Genomic DNA, 20,892 nt, shown 5'->3' with positions numbered 1-20,892 from the left:
GAAGCGGCTCTACCACTTTCGCCACCGGTCATGTCGAGCGCAATCGAGACATCTCGCGTGCGGATGTTGCCGGACTATTCCAACGATTCGAGCGAGATGTCTCGACTGCGCTCGACATGACGTTCCTTGTATCCTGACTTTACTTCAAGCGAATTTCCCCAACCCCGCAGCCTTGGGGCACCATGGGGAAGATGTTGTTCTCGCGGGTCACCATCACCTCCAGCAGAAATGAGCCAGGGTGCTCCAGCATCTCGCGGAGGGCGGCTTGTAGGTCGGGGCGGCTGTCCACGCGGCGTCCGGCAATGCTGTAGCCGCTGGCCACGGTCACATAGTCGGGGCTGGCAATATCCACGAAGGAGTAGCGCCGGTCGTGGAACATCTCCTGCCACTGGCGCACCATACCCAGAAACTGGTTGTTGAGGAGCAGGATTTTCACGTTCACGCCCGTCTGCATGATGGTGCCCAGCTCCTGAATCGTCATCTGAATGCCCCCGTCGCCGATGACGGCTACTACCGTGCGCTCTGGAGCTCCGTACTTGGCCCCAATGGCAGCAGGCAGAGCGAAGCCCATGGTGCCTAGGCCACCGCTGGTGATATTGCTGCGGGTTTGATTGAGCTTGGCGTAGCGGCAGGCCACCATCTGGTGCTGGCCTACGTCGGTTACAATGATGGCCTCGCCTTGGGTCAGCTCGTTCAACTGCTGAATTACCTCGCCCATGGTCAGCTCGTCGGAGGTCGGGAAGAGTTCGTCCTGGATGACGGCCGCAATTTCCTCTGCGTCGTGGTCCTGGAAGCGTTGGCGCCACTCGGGGTACGTGCGGGCTTCCACTAGCCCCGTAAGCAGGGGCAGGGTTTCCTTGCAGTCGCCCCACACCGGCACCGTGGCCTTCACGTTTTTGTCGATTTCCGTGGGGTCGATGTCGAGGTGAATCACCTGGGCCTGGCGGGCGTACTTATCCAGGCGACCCGTAACCCGGTCGTCGAAGCGCATGCCGATGGCAATGAGCACGTCGCACTCATTGGTCAGCACGTTGGGGCCGTAGTTGCCGTGCATGCCCAGCATACCCACGTTGAGGGGGTGGCCGGTGGGCAGGGCGCCGGCCCCGAGGATAGTCCAAGCGGCCGGAATCCCGCTTTTCTCAATGAACTCCTTGAACTCCTGCTCCGCCTTTCCCAGCAACACGCCCTGGCCCCACAGCACCAATGGTCGCTTGGCCTGGTTAATGAGGGCGGCCGCCTGCGCCACGTACTCTTGGCGCACGAGTGGCCTAGGGCGGTAGCTGCGGATGTGGGTGCAGGGCTGATACGGCGCGAAATCGGCCTTCTGCATCTGGGCGTTTTTGGTGATGTCGATTAGCACCGGGCCGGGCCGGCCACTGCGCGCGATGTAGAAGGCCTTGGCCAGCGCCTCCGGAATTTCACTGGCGTCCGTTACCTGGTGGTTCCACTTGGTAATGGGCGTGGTGATGTTGATGATGTCGGTTTCTTGGAAGGCATCCGTACCTAGCAAGTGCGCAAACACCTGGCCCGTAATGCACACCAGCGGCGTGCTGTCAATCAGGGCATCGGCTAGGCCAGTCACGAGGTTGGTGGCGCCGGGTCCGCTGGTCGCAAATACTACCCCCACCTTTCCCGACGACCGCGCGTAGCCCTGGGCCGCGTGAATGCCGCCCTGCTCGTGGCGCACCAACACGTGGTTGAGCTGCTCCTTAAAATCGTAGAGCGCATCATAAATCGGGATGATAGCGCCGCCGGGGTAGCCGAACACGGTATCCACGCCCTCCGCCAGCAGGGCGTGCAGCGTGGCCTCCGCTCCCGACAACGTGCGGGTAGCGGGCTCCGCCGTGGCTACGGCCGTTTCAGGCGAGGTTGGCGCGGGCTGGGGTTGTGGGTTCAAGTACATGGTCTTCCTGGTAATCGGTGATACAGCCGCGGCTCGCGTCGCTGACCGTGCGGATATACTTCAGCAGCACGCCTTGTTGCACGTTGGGCCGGGGCCGCTTCCACTGCTGGCGGCGTAGCTCCAGCAAGGCGTCTTCTACCTGCACTTCCATGGTGTTGGTGCTGGCGTCCAGCACAATCCAGTCGTCGTCTTCCACCAGCGCAATGGTGCCGCCGTCGTAGGCCTCCGGGCACACGTGCCCAATCACGAAGCCGTGGGTGCCGCCCGAAAAGCGGCCATCGGTAATCAGGGCCACTTTATCACCCAACCCAGCCCCAATAATGGCCGAGGTAGGCTTGAGCATTTCCGGCATGCCAGGCCCGCCCTTGGGCCCAACGTAACGAATCACGACGACTTGGCCGGGCTGAATCTTGCCTTGCGAAATGCCTTCGTTCAGCTCTTCTTCGGAGTTAAATACAATGGCCGGGCCCTCGAACCGCAGGCCTTCCTTCCCCGTGATTTTGGCCACAGCACCTCTTGAAGCCAGATTGCCATACAGAATCTGAATGTGGCCGTCGGCTTTGATGGGGTTATCCAAGGGGCGGAGCAAATCCTGCTCGGCGCCCAGGGGCTGCACGTCGGCGAGGTTTTCGGCGAGAGTTTTGCCGGTTACTGTCAGTAGGTCGCCGTGGAGCAGGCCTAGGTTTAGCAGGGTTTTCATTACGGCCGGCACGCCGCCCAAGGCCGATAGGTCCTCCATCAGGTACTTGCCGCTAGGCTTCAAATCAGCCAAAACCGGCGTGCGGTTGCTTACCGCCTGAAAGTCCTCCATGGTCAGCGGCACGCCGGCAGCGTGGGCAATGGCAATCAGGTGGAGCACCGCGTTGGTGGAGCCGCCGAGCACGGTGGTCATCACCAAGGCATTTTCAAAGGCTTCGCGCACAAGAATGTCGCGGGGCTTGAGGTCGAGTTCTAGCAGGCGGCGCAGGTAGGCACCGGCCGTGAGGCACTCCTGTTGCTTCTCCTGGCTAACCGCAGGGGAGGACGAGGAAAACGGGACGCTCATGCCCAGCGTTTCGATGGCCGCCGCCATGGTATTCGCCGTGTACATGCCGCCGCAGGCGCCAGGGCCCGGGCAGGCATTGTGGATGATGCCCTTGTAATCCTCGTCCGATATCTGCCCCTGCAGCTTCTTACCGTAGGCCTCAAAGCACGATACAATATTGAGCTGCTGTCCCTTAAATGTGCCGCCCTTAATTGTGCCCCCGTACACCATCAGCGAAGGCCGGTTCAGGCGCGCCATGGCAATGAGAGCCCCCGGCATGTTCTTGTCGCAGCCCATCACGCAGGCCAGGGCATCGTAGTTGTGCGCCCCAGTCATGGCCTCAATGGAGTCCGCAATGATTTCCCTGGAAACCAGGGAATAGCGCATGCCTGCTGTGCCGTTCGTAATGCCATCCGACACCCCAATGGTGTTAAACCGCAGCCCCACCAGCCCCTGCTCCTGCACGCCTGCCTTCACCTGGTCGGCCAGGCCGTTGAGGTGCATGTTGCAGGTGTTGCCCTCGAAGCCTGTGGAGCAGATGCCCACAAACGGCTTGTGCAAATCAGCATCCGAAAGCCCCGAGCCAATAAGCATGGCTTGGGACGCCGGCAGGCTGTCGTCCTGGGTGTAGATGCGGCTGTATTTATTCAGGGCCATTGGGTGGAGGCTGTTATTTTGAGAGAAGACCGTCATGTCGAGCTAGTCGAGACATCTCGCGTGCTGACGTGGCAATGGTATTTGTCATGCTGAGCGGAGCCGAAGCATCTCTACCGCTTCGTTGCAGAGGTCTAGACCAGTTGAGTTAGCCAGAGGGAGAGGCTTCGGCTCCGCTCAGCATGACGTTCAATGTGGTTAGTTTTGGTGTTCTCTAGGCCACTACCGAGCTTGTTCCGCGAAGCTGGCGTTGCGGCTTACTGCTTGCCCCGTTACTAGGGCGTGGTAGTGGCTGGCGAGCATGCCGCCGATGGAGTGCTGGAATGACTTTTCAAACACTACATCATCCACCGAAGCAATGCCGATAACCTCAGCCGCGGTGCCTGTCATGAAGGCCGCGGAAGCGGTGCGTAGCTCCTCGGGCTTAAAGAACTTCTCGTGCACCGTGATACCGGCTTCCCGGGCCAAGTCGATGATGGTGTTGCGGGTGATGCCGCGCAGAATACTGCCCTGTGGAGCTGTGTATAGTTCTCCGTCGCGCTCGAAGAAGAAGTTAGCACCTGGGCCCTCGGCTACGTAGCCGTTCATGTCAAGCAGCAGGGCCTCATCGTAGCCGCGGCCCTTGGCCTCGGTGCTGGCAATGATGGAGTTAACGTAGTGGCCGCCTACTTTAGCCTCAATAGGCACCGCCTTGGGGTTGGGGCGCTCATAGGGCGAGATGGTGAGGCGCAGGCTCTGGTCGCCGAGGTATTTGCCCCATTCCCACACTGCAATCAGCAGGTTGCTGGAGGTGGCGGCTTTCAGGCTCATGTTGGGCGTGGCAGCATACACCAGCGGGCGGATGTACGCATCCGTCAGGTTGTTGCGTTCCAGTACCTCGTAGCTGATGCGCGTGAGCTCCTCTACCGAGTACTCCAGTGGCAGCCCTACTGCTTTACACGAGTAATGTAGCCGCTCGTAGTGCTCCTCAGCCTTGAAAATGCGAGTTCCGGCGGGCGTATTGTAGGCTCTAATACCTTCGAAAACGGAGTAACCATAGTGCAGCGACTGGGCATACACCCCACAGGTAGCCTGCTCAGCCGGCACGAACTCGCCATCCAAAAAGGCAATGGTATTACTGGTGAAATACATGGTAGTAGGTGAGGTAAGGAGAGAGAAAAACGGCTATGAAAAAGCCTTTCCAAGCGCTGGGCTGAGAAAGGCTAGTCGAATCAGGGACAATGCGCTTCCTTTCAGCCCGGCAGTGGCAGAATAATGACTAGCAGGACGAGGCGGAAAGCAGTAGTCATGGAAAGCGGAAGTGGAAGGAGGGAGAAGGTGTTGGGAGTGGCCTACGGAGGGCTTGATTTGGTTCTATTCTTTGCAGAGAGTAACAACCGCTTATGGTATCTCCGGAGGGAGAAGCTTGCGTGATGATGGCTCGCCAGCCGGCCGTTACTAACGGAAGAAAAATTGCAGACCAGGAGGTGGAAAAGTGCTCGGGCATATCATCTTTACGCTCTATTGATGAGCGCAAGTACATGACGTTACTGCGTTGGCTAAAATTTTTTTCTTACTTCCTTACTATTTCTATTATTTGATTTGTAAATGACAAATAGTTATTAATCAGTAAGTTGACTTTTTGCTTAATACAATGCCCAACGAAAATACCGATCCGGTTTTTCAGCTGATTAAGACTCTCACCCGCACCGAAAAGCGGCACTTCCGGCTGTTTGCCAACCGGCAGGGCTCTACCGATGGGCTCAAGTTTCTGCAGCTCTTTGATGCCCTTGATGGGCAGGAGAAGTATGATGAGGAACGCGTGCTGGCCCAAGTGCCAGCCATCAAGAAAGTGCAAGTAGCTAACCTAAAGGCCAACCTATACCGGCAGTTGCTGGCCAGCCTGCGCATGTACCATGCCGGCCACAACCTCGATATACAGCTCCACGAGCAGCTTGATTATGCCCGCGTACTCTATAACCGCGGCCTCTACCAGCAGAGTTTGCGCATGCTGGAAAAGATAAAAGCTACGGCCCACCAGTGTGAGATGCCGCACATTGTGCTGCTAGCCCTGGACTTTGAAAAGCTCATTGAAGGGCAGTACATCACGCGCAGCCTGCGCGGCCGGGCTCGGGAGCTGTCGGATGAGGCCACGGATACGGTTACGCACCTAGCCCGGGAGCACGAGCTTTCCAACCTGGCGCTGCGCATGTACGGCCGTTACCTCAAAATTGGGCACACCCGCAACCAGCAGGACTACGAAAAAATCACGGCCTACTTCCGTAATGGGTTACCCGCGCTGGACCCTCGCCAGGCGGGTTTCTACGAGCAGCTTTATTACTACCAGGCCCACGTGTGGTATTATACCATCACGCAGAATTTCCGCCTGTGCTTCCGCTACGCGCAGAAGTGGGTAGACCTGTTTGAGAACAACCCTACTATGCGCGAGCAGCAGGCCATGCTTTATATCAAGGGCCTGCACAACTTGCTGATTACGGCGCACAACATGCTGTACTATAGCAAATTTGAGCAAGTGCTGGCGCAGCTAGAGGCCTACGCCGCCGACCCCGACCGGCGCACCAGCCCTAACATTGAAATGCTGCTGTTCCTGTATATCTACACGAACCGGCTGAATGGGTATTTCATGCGCGGGCAGTTCACGGAAGGGCTAACCATCATCCCGGAGCTGCTGGAAAAGCTTGATTACTTCCGCATTCAGCTCGACTCGCACCGGCGCCTGATATTCTATTACAAAATTGCCAGCCTGTACTTCGGCAGCGGCCAGCCCGACAAGGCCATTGAGTACCTCAACAAAGTAATTTTCTTCAAGGAGGCGAACCTGCGCGAGGACATTCAGTGCTTTGCCCGCATCCTTAACCTGATTGCCCACTACGAAGCCGGCCGCGACGAAGCTCTCGAATACCAAATTCGCTCGGTGTATCGCTTTCTGGGCAAAATGAACGACCAGCAGCAGATGCAGGAGGCCATCTTCCAGTTTCTGCGCAACCTCGGCGACATCGCGCCCTTTGAACTGAAAGATGCCTTCATCAAGCTCAAAAACAAGCTGATTCGCATTGCCGAAAACCCCTTCGAACGCCGTCCTTTTCTCTATCTCGACATTATTTCCTGGCTCGAAAGCAAAATCGAAAACGTGCCCGTCCAGGAAGTTATCCGTCGCAAGTTTAAGGCGTTGAAGTAACGGGGGCGCCGTGGTAAAATGAGGAATGAAGTGAATAGCAAGAAGTAAAATAGAACGTCATTGCGAGGACGCAGAGCATTCCGCGCATCAAGCGGCGTCAATCCTTTCTTGTGGCCCGCAACACGTCTGACGAAACTAGAAAAGCCCTTACTTCCACACAGGAGGTAAGGGCTTTTAATGGTACAAGCGGTTCGGGCAACGATTAGGAACGCTTACCAGTTGAACAACGACTTTCCGTGCATCGCTTGCGCGAACAGCAACGCTACCAACCCTGTGTAAGCGGCGGCTCCCAGCCATGTAAGAAGCACGGCGTGGGCGGGCAACTTCCGGCTGATCCACCACCCCAGCAGGGGCACCACTTGCAACGAGTGCAGGCCTAGAAAGTGCGCAATGCGCAGGTCGCCAGCGCGGGTGCTCCAGCCGAGGCCGAGCAGGCCGGGGCCGCTATCGGGGGCGCCTACGGTGTGCTGGTTGAGGTGAATCATCATGCCGCCCAGTACGCTGCCAATGAGAAATAGCAGCAGGCCCAGGCGCACACCCCACACGTAGCCCGCCGGGCCGTGGGGGCGGTGCCGCCACACCAGGTACACCGCCCAGGTGGTGAGAACCGTGTTCAGCAGTATAAAGATGCCCATCAGGCCGAAAGCTATGCCATCAAAAGCGGTGGCGGCGTTGTAGTGCGAAGTGGTGCCGCGGGCTGCTTGAACTACTATACAGCCCATTTCCACCACCATGCTCAGGGCCACGCCCCAACTAATCAGGCGCACGGCGCGCTGCGCACGAGCCGGTAAATCGGCCAGCAGCCAGGCCAGCGTCCAGGTGTAGGCCACAATCGAAAGCGAGAACTTTATTGGCTTCATCCACACCGCTAGGCCAGTTACCACGCGCTGGTCGAAGGGCAACAGGCCTAGCGCCAGCACCAGCACCCCCACGTGCAGCCATCCGGCCCCCGACAACACGGGGTTTACGCGATGCAGCACCCGGAGCCAATCGGTGAGGTAAGCTAGGAGAGAAGTGGCTGACGGACGGGTTTGGCCGGTTGAGGTAACCAGTGTTTTCACGGGCAGGGTAGCAGACATAGCAGTAAAAGCTTAATGCGTGATTGGTAAAACAGCGGCAGAAACTTCGCGGCCGTAGAAACGCCGCAGCAGGCTATAGAGCAGCAGCCCTACCGGCCCAAACAGGAACGTGAGCACCAAACACGGCACCAGCAGCAGGTGTGGCACGCCGCGACGGCGGGCATCCAGGCTTTCCCAAATCCCGATGCTCATATCAAAGCACAAGTAATGCACCCAGCCAGCCAAGAGCCCCCACGAGTCGCGGAACAGCGCGGCCACCTCAGCCAAGGAGTTGAACCCTCCCTCTGAGGCGTGGGGGCCGAGGTAGTGCGACCCAATCAGTAGGGCGTAGGCCACTGCTAGCACCAAGGGCAGTGCGCCGCTTAGCACGGTGGCTTGCGTGAAGCGCCAGCGCGGAGCCACTACCAGCAAGGCCCAGCCTAATAGGGCTACGGTGTTGGCCAAAGAAAACAAAGGGTCGGGGGCGAGTAGCATAGGGACTAGCAAGTTGACGCTCTAAACTTGCGCATTATAGGTGGGTTGTAAAGGCGTAAACCCGGTGAACCGTATGGCAACTGTGGTGAAGTGCCTGTAGCCCTAGGGTGAACTGCTGGCATCCGTTGCGCTATTGCTATTTAAGTCCGCGTACCTTTACCCCGTGAAAGTCGCTAGTCTGCCCTGTTTACCTGGTATAAGTCTACTGTTCCTACTGGGAGCCGGTAGGGTGGCCTACGCCGAATCGGAGCCCTCCTACGATAGCACGTTTGTGCGGCAGGCGCATCGCCGGGCCGTATTTCAGTTCGATCAGCGCTTCTCCATCCTGAACGGCAAGGTAGTAGGCATCAACGGGTTAAAAGGCGGAATTGAATGGCGAGGCCGCTGGCGAGCTGGCATTGGAGTATATCGGCTCTCGGGGGGCGTGCCCACGCGCATTGAGCAGCCCCTAGGTACCCCAGCCGGCACCCGCGACGAGGTCCGGTTTAGGTACCTGGCGGCTTACGGCGAATACGTGTTTATTGGCAATCAGCGCTGGGAGCTAAGCACTCCGTTGCAGCTAGGGGTTGGCAGCTACTACACCAAATACTACTTTCCGGACGGTGGTGTGCGGCGTACCAACAGGGAAGTGCTGTTTATGCTGGAGCCTTCCGTAGCTGCGCACTACCGGATATTCCGCTGGATTGGTGTCGGGGCCGGGGGCGGCTATCGGCAGGCCCTTGCCGCCGGCAAAGAACCCAAGGATGACATGAGCGGCGTTATCTTCTTTGGCCGCGTCAAGCTCTTTCTGGGCGACTTAATTAAGGTAGCGCGCGGCCATGAGCGGTTGTTTACCCAGCAAGGCCTAGAGCCCGTCCGCTAGTGGCCGAGCAACAACAAGCCCCGAAGCAACTAACATAGTATACTTCGGGGCTCCCATAAAATCACCTGAGAAGTGGCCTAGCGAGGTGCCGCCACACCTTTTGCCGTGAGCGGCCGGCGCAACATGTAGCGGTACACTAAGTTGAGCGGGGTGCCTGCCGTGTTGTAGCTCGTAGGCTGTTCAATTATTTGTACAATCTCCCAGCCCAAAGAGCCCATATAATTAAGGGCACTGATACTGGTAGCGAATACCTGAATTTTGCCGGCTTCGCGCATTACCTGTTCTGAGCCGCCGAGCTTCTCGTAGCCATAGCCAAAGTCAACGAAGATGTCGCCGCTCTTCTCTTTTTCGGGCTTACCCAGCTGGGCTGCTCCCGTGCGCATTAGTTCGCAAAACTCATAGCGCACAGGCTCCTGAACTAGTGCGGTTGCCGCTGGTTTGCTTTGCGCCAGCGCAGTAGAGGCAGTAGCGCCGACAAGCAGCAGAGAGGCGAAAAATTGTTTCATGACAGGGGCTGATTGGTATAGGCGGCTTTGTGCGGAAAGCCGTTTTGGTGTGGATAGAAAGAGCAATACGGCCCCAGAAGCTAGCGCCAAAAAACTGTAAAAAGGCTTTGCTAGGCTCTAGGCCAGTATATACGGCAGAATAGGATGCGAGAGCAGTTGGTTTAACGCCTAAGCAAGCAAACGCAAGCTAATTGCTAGCTGCAAATCAACGTATATATCACGAAAGTAAGAAACGAACTGAAGTATAAATGCAAAGTAGGCCTGAAGAAAGTAGTACTCTACCGCTGATGCGAGTGCGGCGCGGTGCCTTGCCCGCGCAGGGTGCTAAGCCGGTCAAGCTTGCCCGAGGCCGTGGTGCGAAACTGTGGCACGTATAGGAATTCTCTGGGCCGCTCATACTTCTCTAGGCGCTCCGTGAGCAACGCCAGCAGTAGCTGTTGCTGATGAGAGGAAAGCGGTGCCCCTTCTACTACGGCCGTCACTTGTTCGCCCAGCCGAGAATCTGGCCGCCCAGCTACGAAGGCGCGCCGAGACAGGCCTAGCTCCGTCAGGGCAACTTCCAGCACCAGCTCCACCTTCTCGGCTTGCACTTTCACGCCTCCGCTGTTGATAACAAAATCAGCGCGGCCTAGCCACTCAAAGGAGTGGTTTTCCGGCTGCAGGTTAACCCGGTCGTTGGTGGTGATGAGCTGGTCATTGGTTACATCGGCGCGCACTGTGAGGCAGCCGCGGTCATCCTGGCCTACGTGAATGCCCGGCAGTACTTGGTAGTAGGGTGAAACGGTGGGGCCGTTGAGGCGGCGGAGCGCAATGTGCGAGGCGGTTTCCGTCATGCCGTACGTCAGGTACACGGGCACTTTCAGCTTCTGAACTTCTTTTTCCAGGCTTTTCTCCACGGAAGCTCCTCCCACCAGAATGGCTTTCATTCGGTTTAGGCGCGGGCCATGGCCGTTTGCCAGCACCTCGCGCAGTTGCAACGGCACAAACGAAGCAAAATCGAACGTAGCCGCCGGTACCAGCACCATTGGGTCGGCCTGGGGCTCCACAATGGTTAGGTGCATATTGCGCTCAAAGGCCCGCACCAGCATCATAATGCCACCCACAAACTCGCAGTTCAGGCACACGAGCATTCGGTCGCCCGGGCCCAGGTCGAAGTAGTCGCCGGTGCGGCGGGCGGAGGCTTCCAGCTGCCGACGCTTCATTTGCACCAACTGCGGCTTGCCCGTAGAGCCGGAAGTGCGCAACCCAAACTCCTGGGCCCCATTCAGCCACTGCCGACAGAAATCAAGTACCCGGGCCTCGTAGCCGTTCAAATCAGTGGGCGAGTTGGCGGGGTATTGCTGAATATCCTGGTAGCGAAATTCGCGGCCATTGAGCAGGAGAGAGTCGGGAAGAAGGTTGGAAGCAGACATAGAGCAGTAGAGTAAGAGTAGCGACAAGCGCCGCCGGGGGCAAGGGCATTTCGCTCAGCTAAGCAGCCAGCGCTGGTAGTTTTTAGGCGAGGGAGCCGTGAGCAAGGGCAAAACTAGCAGGAGAATCCCGCAACATACGAGTTCTAAAGTGCCATGAGTTAGCACGTAGGAAACGAGGAGCGGAAGAATGAGCAAACACAGCAAGCTGTTGCGGAGAAAGATCCTCCCCTTGTAAATACGCAGATTTTCCTCCGCCAGCCGTCGGAGGTTGGGCCGCAGGCGGCGGGACACGGAGTAAAGGAGCAGGCCTACAATGGGTACCATGGCCCCCAACAGTAGCAGGCCCGGCCACGCGGCTACCCGCTCAGAGCCGGCAGCGCTTGGGAGGCGACTCCCGAGCCCCAGTACCACGCTCGCCATCACCAGCGTCTGTACCGGATAATGCAGCCAGTGCAAACGCCGTATTCGCCAAATAGCCTGAAGAAAATCGGCATTGTTCATAACGCAAGAGTAGGCTCGCTTTTCGTAGTTAAGGCAGAGCTGAGGAAGAATCATAGCGTTAACTACCATGGCCCGCAATCTTCTTAAACGTAGGATGAAAACATTTTTTCTTGACTATAAGCAATTTAGTGTCGTATCTTAAACCAGTCACCAACCTCCAAACGCCATGCATCCCACCGCACCAAGCCCGTTTGTTCTGGCCAAGACTTTTGTTTTTCGGCGCTATATCACACTGCGCCGCCACATGGCCGCCCCCGCAATGACCCCTGCCGTTGAGGCAGCCCGCAAAGCTCGTAAGCTGTTGAAAAAACAAGCTAAGAATGAAAGGCTCCGCAACTTCTTCGGCTGGTGCGAAGGATGTAGCGCCTATGGATCGATATTTTAGCTGTTGTTAAAAACAAGAAGCGCCACCTAACTCAGGTGGCGCTTCTTGTTTTTAACCGAGGTGGCCTAGCCAACTTGCTGTATAGCAAGTGGCCAAGGAAGTGTGCAGCCCCAACCGACTCATGAAGCAACGAGCAGTGTGGTCATGGTGGCCATCATCGTCATGAAGTAATTCGCGCAGTGGATGGCCATTAGCAGAAGCAGCGCCTGTGATCCAACTTCGGCAAAGTGCTCAGTGGTGGAAATGGTGTAGTTGTAGTTGAGCTTGCTCCATTGAAAATCGGGCTGAATCACTAGCAGCTCCCTTTTTTCTTTGTCCTGTAAGGCATAGGTGTGCTTAAGCACGCTTTTACTTTTAAACACAAACGCATTCGCGCCATCATCGAGCTTCGACTTGATGATGATGTTACCGTCCCAGTTCATCTTAAACGTTAGCAGTACATTCTGATCATCTTTCAGCTCGATAGTAGTTCCCCAAAAGCCACGGGGCTCAACCTGAAAAGTAGAGCCGTCAGCTAGCGTAATACCTGCTTTAATGGAGTACCATTGCGCGTAGCGCAAGGTGCCCACCAGACTGTCGTCGGCTAGTAATTGAAATTCTTGATTACCGCTAGCGGTTACTGTATACTCGGCCATAACAGAAGGACGTGAAGGATAGGGTGCGCCCGAAGAAGACAGGTACTTGCTGCCTGCCAGGAAGCTATTGATAGGTGCCTAAATATAGGGCTTCTTGCATAGCAAGGATGTGCAGACGTATGCCTACTTGGTATTAAATAAGTGTTAACAAAAAGTAGGCAGTTTAGAGGGCAGCCACGGCTTGTACATACTGTTGGCTGGCAGCTACCTCGGGCCGGGGAGAGTTGCTAGCTCCAACCACGCGGAGCAACTGCTGAAAGTAAAACGCAGCAGCTTGCGTATCGCCCAGTTTCTTCGCGGCCAGTCCGGCCCCGTAGAGCGCATTAAACCGGTTTGGGTGCTTTCGCAGATTGGCTCTGTAGGCCACTAATGCCTCATGGGGCTGATGTAGCTGCAGGAGCATATCACCTAATAACTCTCGTGCCGGTAGTACTTCACACGGTGTTACGGGGTGTTTTTCTGTTTGGTCTTCCATGTCGGCAGCCCGTTGCATGAGCGCCACCGCTGCGGTGTTGTTGCCTTCGGCCCAACGTAGCCAAGCCTCACCCGAGGTAAGTTGGATGGCTACTTGATTGGCTTTGTAGGCATCGTGTTGGGCTAGCAACATATTCTGTAGGCGGTGCAGCTGGGCTAGCTCAACACGCGCGTTAGGTAGGCTTTTGATACGGGCAGCGCCCAAGAGGCGGGCGTAATGCACAATAGCCTCCTGCCACGGGAACTTGTGCCAAGGAAAAGAGGAGGGCGCCACTGGCAGGTTGGCAGCTGCCGCCCACTGCCGGGTCTCTAAGGCGTAGCGGGCCGGAATAGCAGCGTAAGCGTAGGCCACCTTGAACGTAACCGGTTGAACCTCCTTGATCGACTTTACATAGTCCCGCTGGATTTGCGCCGAGTCGTTGGCTCCCTTTTGCAGGTAGGCGTACGTTAGGTAGTCTAGGCCATGCAGCTCCTCATCCCAGTGCCCTGGCATGTTAGTGGCTTCGGCGTAGCACTTGGCCGACGATACGGAGGCTAGGTTCGACTTAATACATTCATCCCAGAGGCCTAGCCGTGTAAATATGTGCGAGGGCATGTGCAGCGCATGCGCTGAAGAAGGAGCAATAGCCGCGTATTTCCGGGCCGCAGGCAGGCCTAGCGCGGCTAGCTCAGGATAATCGTACGTATGAATCAGGTAATGCACAATACCCGGGTGGTTTGGCTGGCCGGGGTAAAGCGCCTGTAGAATGCGGCCCGCCTTTTTCTGTTTGGTGAAAGACTTATCGGTTGGTAACGCGGCAGCAGTAAGCGCCAAGGCGTAGAAAACCGCCGCTTCTTTGTCGGACGGGAACGCGGTATATACCGCCTCCATGGCCTGCTCAAACTTCAGGCACCGAGTGCTGTGGCTTGTAGTTTCCCAATTATTGTAGAAAGCCGCAATAGCCTCAATGTACGCTGCCTCCCTTGTAGTAGTATTCAATGACTTAGCTACCTGAACTGCTCGGGTGCCCTTGCGAAGCTCATCTTCCGTAGGTGGCGTCCAGAGTGGGTGAAAGTTTGCCATGGCTACTCCCCAGTACGCCATAGCGCAATTTGGAGTGCTGTCGATTACGGCCGAAAAGGCTTTTTCCGCCTCATCGTACTCAAATGAGTGCAGCAGCGTAAGGGCTAAGTTGAACTGCTCTCGGGTAGTTTCGCTGCAGGAAGTTTGCAATTCGGCGCGGCCAAATTGCAGGGCTGGCGCTCCGCACAGCGTAACGTTTCCGCGCTTGAGGTTTAGCTCCTGTAGCACACTCCGGGAAGTAGGGCTCTTCTCTTGCTGCTTGCCACACTGAGCCAAGAAAAGAAGAGTGAAAAGGCCGAGGAGCAATCTGCTGTTCATGACACACCTGGCTTAGTGAGTTTGAATAGGTACTATGCTAAATATAAAGGTTTTACGCGCATGAATAAAGTAAAAAGGCTCACGCTGTGCAGCATGAGCCTGTAGAAGCTAGGACTAAGAACGTGTTGAAAAAGTACAGGTGTGCGCCTGTTGCCGGCTACCAAGGTTGAGTAGCCCGCTGCTTACTCCCAAATGCGATTTGCCTCCGTCAGAATAATGGGTTGGCCATCAGTAATGACAATAGTATGCTCGTGCTGAGCTACAAAGCTGCCGTCTTTGGTGGCCAGCGTCCATCCGTCGCTGAGTTGATGGGCCAGCGTGGCGCGGGTAGAAATAAAGGTTTCTACTGCCACCACTGAGTTTTTCTTGAAGCGCTTGAGGTTGTAACGGTCGTAGTAGCAAGGAATTTCCGAGGGCTCCTCGTGCAAGCTGCGCCCAATGCCATGACCCACCAAGTTCTTGATTACCCGATACCCCGATTTGCGGGCTTCGTTTTCAATCAGCCCGCCGATATCGGCAATGCGCACACCGCCGCGAATGCGGCTGAGGGCGGTGCGCAAGATTTGCCGGGAAGCATCAACCAGCGGCTGGTGCTGATGAATATCGGTGCCAAGCACGAAGGAGCCGCCGTTATCGGCCCAGTAACCGCCCAGTTCCGCCGATACATCAACGTTTACTAAGTCACCTTCCTGCAACACTTTGCGGTCCGATGGAATACCGTGCGCCACTTCGTTATTAACGCTGATGCACGTCCAACCGGGAAAGCCATAGGTAAGCCGCGGAGCCGATTTCGCCCCCAATGCTGCCAGAATACGTCCGCCGTATTCATCCAGCTCTTTCGTCGTCATGCCGGGCTGGGCATATTCGCGCATTTGTTTCAGGGTGGTACCCACCGCTTCACTGATGAGTTGAAGCCCAGATAGGTCGGCTTGGGAGGTGATAGACATAGGCGGAAAGGTTGGCTTTCTGATGTAATAGCGCGGCGTTAGCTGGCTGATACTAAAGAAAGCGTTGGGGCTTTTTGTTAGTTATTGAATGCTAGCCCGGTTTACTGAGGCGCACTAGCGGTGTACGTTGCTCAACCCAGAGTATGTAGTGGCGGAGCGAGAGTGCGGCTGAGAAGATTGAGTTATGCCCCAGTCGAACTCGGTTATTTAGCCGTTACTGTTTCGGGCAAGAGCTGAAAATAGGTCGCTTTGAATCGGTTATCAACTACTTCGCCCTGCACTTGAGCCTTACGAACAGAGTTGCAGAAGCCATCTTTGGCGTGGGCATCTCCGTGAGAGTCGATGTCAGTGCCGTCTACAAAATACGCCTTGCCATTCATGCGAATAGCTAGGTCACAACTCTTGCCCGGCAGGCCTAGGCGGCACTGTCCGCAAGCCGCGTCTACCAGAAGTACCTCCTTGCTTTTATCAGGAGCGGCTGTTGGAGTAGATTGGGCTTGTGTGGTAGATACCGCGGCGAAGCTTAACAAAAGCAAGAGTAGGAGGGCCTTCATACTGAGTAGCGCTAGAGTAGAAGCAATGTAACTCGCAGTACGCAAGTTGGGCTAAAAGTAAACGGCTCGCAGCCAAAGGTGCGAGCCGTTGTAGGAAACGCAGGCTACCCGAACCGGTTACGGGAACTTGGGGAATTTTGAGAAGTCGGGCTTGCGCTTCTCGATGAAGGCGTTTTTGCCTTCTTTGGCTTCCTCGGAGAGGTAATAGAGCAGCGTGGCGTTGCCGGCCAGCTCCTGAATACCAGCTTGGCCATCGAGCTCCGCATTGAAGCTTGATTTCAGCATGCGCAGGGCCAGGGGGCTCTTTTCAAGGATCTTGTTGCACCAGGCCACGGTAGTTTCTTCTAGCTGCTCCAGAGGTACTACTTTGTTCACGAGGCCCATGTCGAGGGCTTCCTGGGCGTTGTACTGGTCGCAGAGGAACCAGATTTCGCGGGCCTTCTTCTGGCCTACCACGCGGGCAAGGTAGCTAGCCCCAAAACCGCCATCGAACGAACCCACGTTGGGACCCGTCTGGCCGAAACGAGCGTTTTCAGCGGCAATGCTTAGGTCGCACACCACGTGCAGCACGTGGCCACCGCCAATAGCCCAGCCGGCCACCATGGCCACCACGGGCTTAGGGATGGAGCGAATCATCTTCTGCAGATCCAGCACATTCAGGCGGGGAACGGTGTCCTCGCCCACGTAGCCGCCGTGGCCGCGCACGCTCTGGTCGCCGCCTGAGCAGAACGCCTTGCCGCCCTCACCCGTCAGGATGATAACGCCAATATCGGTGCGGTTGCGGCAGATATCCATGGCCTCAATCATCTCCTGCACCGTGAGGGGCGTGAAGGCATTGTGCACCTGTGGGCGGTTGATGCTGATTTTGGCGATGCCGCCGTGCTGCGTGAAGAGAATTTCGCGGAACTCCTTGATCGGGGTCCAGGTAAGTTGTTCAGCCATAGGGAATACTGTAGGGCTAAGAGGAAAATGATGTCCGGACCTGGGCCCGGTACTGTTCAAAGAACTCGGCGTTGGTGGGGCTGTCGGTGGTGATTTCGAGCAGACTCGCGCCAGATTCTGGTGCAAAGAAAACCGGTAAAGCCGACTCTAGTTCAGCAAAGGATGAAACGGCGAAATAGCGGAGGTTGAAATCGCGGGCCGTGTTCTCGGCCTGCAGCATCTGGCGCGTCTCGAAGAACTCCTCCAACTCAGGCTGTTGGCGCGGTCCATCAATCATGCGGAAGATGCCCCCGGCGTGGTTGTTCAGCAAAATCACGCGCAGGTTGGGCGTGGGGTAATTGTGCCAGAAGGCGTTGCGGTCATAGAAAAACGCTACGTCGCCGGTTAGTAACACCACGGGCCGGTCGGGCATGGCCAGCGCCGAGCCAATGGCCGTGCTGGTGCAGCCATCGATGCCGCTAGTGCCCCGGTTGGCAAATACTTCCACCATCCGGCCTTTGGGCAGGCCTAGAATATTCGCGTAGCGCACGGCCATGCTGTTGGCCAGGTGCAAAGCGGTGCGGTCGGGGAGCAGTTGCAGCGCCCGGTAGATGGCTGTAAACTCGTTGAAGGGTTGGTTAGGCTGCTGCATGAATTCCTCCAGGAAACTGCCAGCCCAGTTTTCTGCCGCCAGCCAGGGCTTCAGGTAAGCCGCTTTGGCCGTAGCTTCCGCTTCATTCAGGTGCGAGCCGCTGCTAGGCCAAGTCAGCCGCACCGGCCCGGTAGGAGCGGGGCGGGAAGCCACGCGAGTGGCGTCCTGAGCAGTGGCGTGAGAGGATGCAGATAAGGTTTTGTCTGAGCCAAGAGAAGCTGCGGTTGCGCTAGGAATCGAACTTGAATCAAGGGCTTCAGATACTCCTATACTATCTGTTGTACTACCCGAGACGTAAGTTAGTGCCGCAAAAAAATCAGCGGGCTCCATGCGCACTACTTTCGTCAACGACTGAAACGTATCGGCCACGGCTCCTGCTGATTGAATATGCCAGTGCTGAGCCGGCTTGGCGTTGCGCAGATAGAGCTTCAGGGCTTTTGAGATGAGCGACTGTCCGAACGTGATGAGCAGTTCTGGCTTCAGGGCTTCCTTCAAGCCGGGCTCCGGCACGGCCATGAACACATCTTGGTGGCCTAGCGGGCGCAGTCGCTGATCAAAATCGGGAGCGGCGGGCAGATGGAGGTTTGCAATAACATCGCCCACCACGGGCACCTGATAGGCTGCCGCAAACTGCCGCAGGGCCAACAGCAACTCCGTATTAGCCGCGTGCTGACCGCCCACTACCAGCACGCGGCTGGTACTCTGAATAGCCTCGCGCAGCTCAGTGAGCACAGCAGCCGGCAACTGGGGCCGAGCGGGTACTTCGCGGGTAACTTTCACGCGCTCAAACTGCAGCTCCTCGCCGGCTTTGGGGTAGAATGGCTCCCGCAGCGGAATGTTTACCTGCACGGGTCCGGCCGGAAACTGCTCCGCTAGGCCTATGGCTTCCGAAACGATACGAGTGGCGTGCCACTGCGCATCAGCGTGCGCAGTATCGGCGGGGAAGGTGAAGGTGCCTTTGGCGTGGGCGCCGTACAAGTCGGCCTGCCGGATGGTCTGGCCATCGAGCTGGTCAATCCACTCTGGAGGGCGGTCGGCGGTAAACAGCACCAGCGGAATCTGCTGGAAGTAGGCCTCTGCCACAGCGGGGGCGTAGTTCAGGCCGGCCGTGCCCGAGGTGCACACCAATGCCACGGCTCGCCGTTGGGCTTGGGCAAGGCCTAGGCCTATAAAGGCCGCGGCGCGTTCATCAGGCACTGTTCGCACCTTAATATCCGGGTGGCGGGCAAAGGCAATGGTAAGCGGCGCGCACCGGGAACCCGGCGAGAGCACCACGTCTGTAATGCCCAGCTGAGCACAGATTTCCGGGATATTATGAACGGCTTGAAGGGAAGACATCAGAGTAGATAAATAAGGTCAATTGAAGAGCTACTGAGCGCCGACAGTCTGAGCATGTAAGGGTTAACCTTTTAAAAACGTTATGCTGAGCTTGTCGAAGCATCTCTACCTCTAAGTAGTCAAGCGGCCAAGGCTTCAGCAACGAAGCGTTAGAGATGCTTCGACAAGCTCAGCATGACGACCTAGAAAAGCGTCATACGCCACTTTACGGTTACTAGTCATACACCCTAGGCCAGTCGTTAGCATGGACGTTCCTTGACTTAAAACGCTATTCACAGTTCATCTCAATCGTGTAGAATAGCCCCAACGGTGCGCAGCTTCAGCTCCGTTTCCTGCCACTCACGGGCGGGCTCAGAGTCGATGGTGAGACCGGTGCCGGCGTAGAGGATGGCTTCGGTGGGGTGCAGCTGCAGGCAGCGCAGGTTCACGAACAACCGCGATACGCCTGTTTCCGGCAGGTTCACGGGGCCCAGGAAGCCAGCGTAGTACGCACGGTCGTAGCCTTCGTGGCGACGTAGGAAATCTAAGGCGGGCTGTTTGGGTACACCGCCCACGGCGGGCGTGGGGTGGAGCAAGCGGAGCATGTCGGTGCCCAGGGTCGGGAAAGGCACTTGGTCGAGGTGCACGGCGAAGTCGGTGCGCAGGTGCAGGAGTTGGCCGGCGGCTACGGTACGCGGGCCCCGCTCATCGTATTCGCGCAGGCGCAGCTGCTTGAAGCAATTGACAATGTAGCGGGCTACCATGGCGTGCTCCTCTAAGTCTTTGTGGGCCCACCGGGCGGTAGCCGGTTTCATGCCGGGCATTAGTGGCTGGGTGCCCGCCAGTGCCATCGTCCGGAATACCTGATCTTCCGTAATCTCGGCCAGTACTTCGGGCGTGGCGCCCAGCCAAGTGCCCACACCCGGCGCACTCACCAATGATACGAAAGCGTTGGGGTAGCGCTCCTGCAGCTCTTCAAAAGCGGCCAGCGCATCAAAGCCGGCCGGCAGTGGTCTACGCACCGCCCGGCTCGATACCACCTTGTGTACCGTACCGGCTTCAATGGCCGCTACCCCAGACGCCACCAGTTCCTCGTACTCCTCACGCGAGGCCGTGGTAGGGGCGGGCTGCCGACTAATGTGCCAGGGTAACACCGCCGTTTCGGGGAGGGAGGCGAAGCGCTGCCGCAGCTCCGGCAGGCGGGCGGCGGCGGCCGTGCTTACCTGAATTTCTTCGGGCTTGCCCAAGTCGAAAAACAAATCGGCGGGCAGAAACAGGGGCGGGTTGTGGTCGGAGTCCCGGAACGGAAAGAACGCAAACCCCGCCGGGGCCGTGGGCTCTAGCGCCGGCGGCAGGCCTACAAATGCGGCATCTACCTTCAGGCTCAGGCATAGGCGCGGGTGCGTGTCGTTGGGTAGCCGCCACAGGGCTACCGGCCGGCCACTGGTAAGGGCCAGGGCCACCAGGCGCCGCAGCCGATCCTCTACCGGGAGGTCAGGTTTCCAGGAAATGCGTTGCAAGCTGCTCATGCCTGCGGCTTGCCGGAAGGCAGATCGATTACGGCCATCGTAATGCGGCTGATGCACACCAGAGCGCCAGTTTCCTCGTGGGTAATCCGGATTTCCCAGACCTGGGTGCTCCGCCCCACGTGCAGCGCCGTAGCCCGACCAATTACGTGGCCGTCGCGCACCCCCTTAATATGGTTAGCATTGATTTCCAGCCCGACGCAGGCCTGCTTGGTGGGGTCAAGCTTTGTAGCGGCACCGATGCTGCCGAGGGTTTCGGCCAGGGCAACGGAGGCTCCGCCGTGCAGCAGGCCCATGGGTTGGTGCGTGCGGCCATCAACGGGCATGCGCCCTTCCAGGTAGTCGTCGGTAAGGGCGGTGAGTTCTATGCCGAGGGCATCGGCGAGGGTGGGGCGGGTGCCGACCCACTGTTTGATTTGCTCCAGCGTCATGCGGGTGAGGAGGGTTGCTACGTCGTGGAATCATCCTGCGGTGACCAGGGACGTAGTCAGGTTAGAAAGGCTCGTG

Annotated in this window: 19 protein-coding genes; 3 read left to right on the top strand and 16 right to left on the bottom strand. The window is 57.4% G+C overall.

All coding sequences use genetic code 11. From position 1 onward, the window contains the following. Positions 1-139: 139 nt before the first annotated feature. The 3 genes from ilvB to EU557_RS16660 all read right to left on the bottom strand — a co-directional run bounded on the left by ilvB (position 140) and on the right by EU557_RS16660 (position 4,712). The gene (gene ilvB / locus EU557_RS16670; protein ID WP_135531588.1) at positions 140-1,903 is read right to left on the bottom strand and encodes a biosynthetic-type acetolactate synthase large subunit; all 1,764 of its coding nucleotides are present in this window, start codon (positions 1,901-1,903) and stop codon (positions 140-142) included. Next, a complete protein-coding gene (ilvD, locus tag EU557_RS16665) occupies positions 1,860-3,584 on the bottom strand; it encodes a dihydroxy-acid dehydratase (RefSeq protein WP_135531587.1) in 1,725 nt (574 codons plus the stop codon). Before ilvD ends, ilvB begins: the two co-directional genes overlap by 44 nt. Positions 3,585-3,803: 219 nt before the next feature. Further along, positions 3,804-4,712 (bottom strand): branched-chain amino acid transaminase, encoded by a 909-nt coding sequence (locus EU557_RS16660; RefSeq protein ID WP_135531586.1) that lies wholly within the window; start codon positions 4,710-4,712, stop codon positions 3,804-3,806. Between the two features lie 502 nt (positions 4,713-5,214). Here EU557_RS16660 and EU557_RS16655 point away from each other — a divergent pair. After that, positions 5,215-6,759 carry a hypothetical protein gene (locus EU557_RS16655; RefSeq protein WP_135531585.1) on the top strand — a complete coding sequence of 515 codons (1,545 nt, stop codon included), beginning with the start codon at positions 5,215-5,217 and terminating at the stop codon, positions 6,757-6,759. Positions 6,760-6,971: 212 nt separating this feature from the next. Here the strand turns inward: EU557_RS16655 and EU557_RS16650 are convergent, their stop codons facing one another. Further along, positions 6,972-7,838, bottom strand: a complete 867-nt coding sequence (locus EU557_RS16650) for a hypothetical protein (RefSeq protein ID WP_135531584.1) — start codon at positions 7,836-7,838, stop codon at positions 6,972-6,974. Between the two features lie 12 nt (positions 7,839-7,850). After that, entirely contained in the window at positions 7,851-8,312 is a 462-nt protein-coding gene (locus EU557_RS16645) for an ABA4-like family protein (protein WP_135531583.1), read from the bottom strand. Between the two features lie 163 nt (positions 8,313-8,475). On the opposite strand from EU557_RS16645, the gene EU557_RS16640 reads away from it, so the two are divergent. Continuing rightward, a complete protein-coding gene (locus EU557_RS16640) occupies positions 8,476-9,174 on the top strand; it encodes a hypothetical protein (protein WP_135531582.1) in 699 nt (232 codons plus the stop codon). A 77-nt stretch (positions 9,175-9,251) separates the two neighbouring features. Here the strand turns inward: EU557_RS16640 and EU557_RS16635 are convergent, their stop codons facing one another. The 3 genes from EU557_RS16635 to EU557_RS16625 all read right to left on the bottom strand — a co-directional run bounded on the left by EU557_RS16635 (position 9,252) and on the right by EU557_RS16625 (position 11,593). Continuing rightward, entirely contained in the window at positions 9,252-9,680 is a 429-nt protein-coding gene (locus EU557_RS16635) for a hypothetical protein (protein WP_135531581.1), read from the bottom strand. 278 nt (positions 9,681-9,958) lie between these two features. Beyond that, positions 9,959-11,092 carry an AMP-binding protein gene (locus EU557_RS16630; RefSeq protein WP_135531580.1) on the bottom strand — a complete coding sequence of 378 codons (1,134 nt, stop codon included), beginning with the start codon at positions 11,090-11,092 and terminating at the stop codon, positions 9,959-9,961. Positions 11,093-11,146: 54 nt separating this feature from the next. Beyond that, positions 11,147-11,593 carry a hypothetical protein gene (locus tag EU557_RS16625; protein ID WP_135531579.1) on the bottom strand — a complete coding sequence of 149 codons (447 nt, stop codon included), beginning with the start codon at positions 11,591-11,593 and terminating at the stop codon, positions 11,147-11,149. A 166-nt stretch (positions 11,594-11,759) separates the two neighbouring features. On the opposite strand from EU557_RS16625, the gene EU557_RS16620 reads away from it, so the two are divergent. Further along, positions 11,760-11,978, top strand: a complete 219-nt coding sequence (locus tag EU557_RS16620) for a DUF4102 domain-containing protein (RefSeq protein ID WP_135531578.1) — start codon at positions 11,760-11,762, stop codon at positions 11,976-11,978. 119 nt (positions 11,979-12,097) lie between these two features. Here the strand turns inward: EU557_RS16620 and EU557_RS16615 are convergent, their stop codons facing one another. From EU557_RS16615 to EU557_RS16580, 8 genes are all read right to left on the bottom strand, one after another. After that, positions 12,098-12,613 (bottom strand): hypothetical protein, encoded by a 516-nt coding sequence (locus tag EU557_RS16615; RefSeq protein ID WP_135531577.1) that lies wholly within the window; start codon positions 12,611-12,613, stop codon positions 12,098-12,100. A 163-nt stretch (positions 12,614-12,776) separates the two neighbouring features. Continuing rightward, a complete protein-coding gene (locus tag EU557_RS16610) occupies positions 12,777-14,378 on the bottom strand; it encodes a tetratricopeptide repeat protein (RefSeq protein WP_210116070.1) in 1,602 nt (533 codons plus the stop codon). A gap of 272 nt (positions 14,379-14,650) precedes the next feature. Further along, the gene (gene map, locus EU557_RS16605) at positions 14,651-15,415 is read right to left on the bottom strand and encodes a type I methionyl aminopeptidase (protein WP_135531575.1); all 765 of its coding nucleotides are present in this window, start codon (positions 15,413-15,415) and stop codon (positions 14,651-14,653) included. A gap of 203 nt (positions 15,416-15,618) precedes the next feature. Continuing rightward, the gene (locus EU557_RS16600) at positions 15,619-15,969 is read right to left on the bottom strand and encodes a DUF6370 family protein (protein WP_135531574.1); all 351 of its coding nucleotides are present in this window, start codon (positions 15,967-15,969) and stop codon (positions 15,619-15,621) included. A 117-nt stretch (positions 15,970-16,086) separates the two neighbouring features. Continuing rightward, complete coding sequence (gene menB, locus EU557_RS16595; RefSeq protein ID WP_135531573.1) at positions 16,087-16,911, bottom strand: 1,4-dihydroxy-2-naphthoyl-CoA synthase; 825 nt, start codon at positions 16,909-16,911, stop codon at positions 16,087-16,089. A 16-nt stretch (positions 16,912-16,927) separates the two neighbouring features. Continuing rightward, positions 16,928-18,880: a 2-succinyl-5-enolpyruvyl-6-hydroxy-3-cyclohexene-1-carboxylic-acid synthase gene (gene menD / locus EU557_RS16590; protein WP_135531572.1), complete on the bottom strand. Its 1,953-nt coding sequence runs from the start codon at positions 18,878-18,880 to the stop codon at positions 16,928-16,930. Between the two features lie 284 nt (positions 18,881-19,164). Beyond that, positions 19,165-20,388 carry a chorismate-binding protein gene (locus EU557_RS16585; protein WP_135531711.1) on the bottom strand — a complete coding sequence of 408 codons (1,224 nt, stop codon included), beginning with the start codon at positions 20,386-20,388 and terminating at the stop codon, positions 19,165-19,167. Continuing rightward, positions 20,385-20,816 carry a hotdog fold thioesterase gene (locus EU557_RS16580; protein WP_135531571.1) on the bottom strand — a complete coding sequence of 144 codons (432 nt, stop codon included), beginning with the start codon at positions 20,814-20,816 and terminating at the stop codon, positions 20,385-20,387. The genes EU557_RS16585 and EU557_RS16580 overlap by 4 nt, the downstream gene beginning before the upstream one ends. Between the last annotated feature and the right edge of the window lie 76 nt (positions 20,817-20,892).

This window comes from Hymenobacter wooponensis (genome assembly GCF_004745865.1).
GTDB lineage: Bacteria > Bacteroidota > Bacteroidia > Cytophagales > Hymenobacteraceae > Hymenobacter > Hymenobacter wooponensis.
This window is presented reverse-complemented; position numbering and strand designations above follow the sequence as displayed.

Coding starts and splice junctions, on each gene's coding strand:
- ilvB (WP_135531588.1), bottom strand. CDS start 1,903: ATGTACTTGAACCCACAACCCCAGCCCGCGCCAACCTCGCCTGAAACG.
- ilvD (WP_135531587.1), bottom strand. CDS start 3,584: ATGGCCCTGAATAAATACAGCCGCATCTACACCCAGGACGACAGCCTG.
- EU557_RS16660 (WP_135531586.1), bottom strand. CDS start 4,712: ATGTATTTCACCAGTAATACCATTGCCTTTTTGGATGGCGAGTTCGTG.
- EU557_RS16655 (WP_135531585.1), top strand. CDS start 5,215: ATGCCCAACGAAAATACCGATCCGGTTTTTCAGCTGATTAAGACTCTC.
- EU557_RS16650 (WP_135531584.1), bottom strand. CDS start 7,838: ATGTCTGCTACCCTGCCCGTGAAAACACTGGTTACCTCAACCGGCCAA.
- EU557_RS16645 (WP_135531583.1), bottom strand. CDS start 8,312: ATGCTACTCGCCCCCGACCCTTTGTTTTCTTTGGCCAACACCGTAGCC.
- EU557_RS16635 (WP_135531581.1), bottom strand. CDS start 9,680: ATGAAACAATTTTTCGCCTCTCTGCTGCTTGTCGGCGCTACTGCCTCT.
- EU557_RS16630 (WP_135531580.1), bottom strand. CDS start 11,092: ATGTCTGCTTCCAACCTTCTTCCCGACTCTCTCCTGCTCAATGGCCGC.
- EU557_RS16625 (WP_135531579.1), bottom strand. CDS start 11,593: ATGAACAATGCCGATTTTCTTCAGGCTATTTGGCGAATACGGCGTTTG.
- EU557_RS16620 (WP_135531578.1), top strand. CDS start 11,760: ATGCATCCCACCGCACCAAGCCCGTTTGTTCTGGCCAAGACTTTTGTT.
- EU557_RS16615 (WP_135531577.1), bottom strand. CDS start 12,613: ATGGCCGAGTATACAGTAACCGCTAGCGGTAATCAAGAATTTCAATTA.
- map (WP_135531575.1), bottom strand. CDS start 15,415: ATGTCTATCACCTCCCAAGCCGACCTATCTGGGCTTCAACTCATCAGT.
- EU557_RS16600 (WP_135531574.1), bottom strand. CDS start 15,969: ATGAAGGCCCTCCTACTCTTGCTTTTGTTAAGCTTCGCCGCGGTATCT.
- menB (WP_135531573.1), bottom strand. CDS start 16,911: ATGGCTGAACAACTTACCTGGACCCCGATCAAGGAGTTCCGCGAAATT.
- menD (WP_135531572.1), bottom strand. CDS start 18,880: ATGTCTTCCCTTCAAGCCGTTCATAATATCCCGGAAATCTGTGCTCAG.
- EU557_RS16585 (WP_135531711.1), bottom strand. CDS start 20,388: ATGAGCAGCTTGCAACGCATTTCCTGGAAACCTGACCTCCCGGTAGAG.
- EU557_RS16580 (WP_135531571.1), bottom strand. CDS start 20,816: ATGACGCTGGAGCAAATCAAACAGTGGGTCGGCACCCGCCCCACCCTC.